The sequence below is a fragment of the Methylorubrum podarium genome (assembly GCF_022179745.1).
Lineage (GTDB): Bacteria > Pseudomonadota > Alphaproteobacteria > Rhizobiales > Beijerinckiaceae > Methylobacterium > Methylobacterium podarium.
In genome coordinates, this window is sequence record NZ_BPRD01000220.1 from 1 (window position 1) to 1,651 (window position 1,651).

The 1,651-nt window shown below is 69.8% G+C and carries 3 protein-coding genes; all 3 read left to right on the forward strand.

What is annotated here, in order from left to right; translation table 11 throughout:
- Window positions 1-857, forward strand: an 857-nt coding sequence (locus tag MFF42_RS11930) for an FAD-linked oxidase C-terminal domain-containing protein (protein ID WP_283206871.1), incomplete at its 5' end; no start/stop codon positions are given.
- Window positions 858-961: 104 nt separating this feature from the next.
- Complete coding sequence (locus MFF42_RS11935) at window positions 962-1,201, forward strand: hypothetical protein (protein ID WP_238255940.1); 240 nt, start codon at window positions 962-964, stop codon at window positions 1,199-1,201.
- Window positions 1,202-1,245: 44 nt separating this feature from the next.
- Entirely contained in the window at window positions 1,246-1,515 is a 270-nt protein-coding gene (locus tag MFF42_RS11940) for a DUF6894 family protein (RefSeq protein WP_238255941.1), read from the forward strand.
- Window positions 1,516-1,651: the final 136 nt, after the last annotated feature.

Consider the following 1,651-nt stretch of genomic DNA (forward strand, 5'->3'; position numbering starts at 1 on the left):
GCGGCGAGCACCTCGATGCCCCCGGCTACGACCTGCTCGGCCTGATCTGCGGCTCGGAAGGGCAGCTCGGCATCGTCACCGAGGCCACCGTGCGCATCCTGCGGGCGGCGGAGGGCGCGCGCCCGGCCTTGGTCGGCTTCTCCTCGGTCGAGGATGCGGGCGCCTGCACCGCGGCGATCATCGCCGCCGGCATCATCCCCGTCGCCATCGAGTACATGGACCGCGAGGCGATCCTCATCACCGACGACTTCGCCAAGGCCGGCTACCCGCGCGACGCCGCGGCGATGCTGATCATCGAGGTCGAGGGGTCGGACGAGGAATGCGAGGACATGCTGGCCCGCATCGAGGCCATCGCCGCGCGCTTCAACCCCACCAGCATCCGCGTCTCGAAGTCGGAGGCCGAGTCCGCCGCGATCTGGAAGGGCCGCAAGTCCGCCTTCGGCGCCACCGGTCGCATCTCCGACTACATCTGCATGGACGGCACGATCCCCACCGGCCAGCTTGGCCACGTGCTGGAACGCATCGAGGCGATCTGCGCCGAACAGGGGCTTCGCGTCGCCAACGTGTTCCATGCCGGCGACGGCAACCTGCACCCGCTGATCCTGTTCGACATCAACAAGCCCGGCGAGCTGCAGAAGGCGGAGGCCGCGGGCGACGCGATCCTCAAGCTCTGCGTCGAGGTCGGCGGCTGCCTCACCGGCGAGCACGGCGTCGGCATCGAGAAGCGCGAGCTGATGCGCTTCCAGTACGCGCAAGCGGATCTCGAACAGCAGATGCGGGTGCGCAACGTGTTCGATCCGGCCTGGCTGATGAACCCGGCCAAGGTGTTCCCGCTCGAGGGCCGGGTGGCCGCCTGAGCCTCCGCGGAACGGATGCCGTCATCGCACGGTTGGCGTCTCACCCGATCGCATCGAGCGGAGCGACAGTGACCGCGGCGATGCGTCAACGAGAGGCTCACGCGATGAAGCATCCGATTCTGACTGCGGCCGTTCTCGCCCTCGGCGTTGCGGCCCTCGCCGGTCCGGCCGAGGCCAAGGGCTGCCTCAAGGGCGCCGTCGTCGGCGGTGCGGCGGGCAGCATGGCCGGCCACGGCAAGGCCGGCGCCGCCGCGGGCTGCGCCATCGGCCACCACGAGGCCAACAAGAAGGACAAGGCCGGCGGACAGCAGGATCCGCAGCAGGGCCAGTCCCAGCCCAAGTAGGCTCAACTCAAGTCAGTCCAACTCAGGTCAGCCCCGCATATCCCGTGCCGCGCTACTTCTTCCACACCCGCATCGCCGCCGACACGCTCACCGACGAGGAGGGGGTGGAGTTGCGCGATGCCGATCAGGCGTGGCGGGTGGCGCGGGCGACGATCCGGGACAGTCTGGGGGACGAGGGCAGCGATCCGCGTCTCGTCGCGGCGATCCTCGTCGTCACCGACGAGGCCGGGGACGTGGTCCTGGAATTTCCCTTCGCCGAGGCGATCGCCGAGTCCGACGGTCCTTCCGAGCCGGGGGAGGGGACGCTGCATTGAGCGGGCGGGCGACCTGTCGCACCGTTTCCGGCTGATCACCTCGAGCATCGCACCCTCTCCTCCCCCTTGTGGGGAGGAGGCAGGAGGTGGGGGTGGTGCCGGATCGAGCGCGGCGGTGCCTCCTGCACCACCCCCA

Bases quoted from the DNA above. Each gene is read 5' to 3' on its own strand.
- MFF42_RS11935 (WP_238255940.1), top strand. From the start codon at position 962: ATGAAGCATCCGATTCTGACTGCGGCCGTTCTCGCCCTCGGCGTTGCG.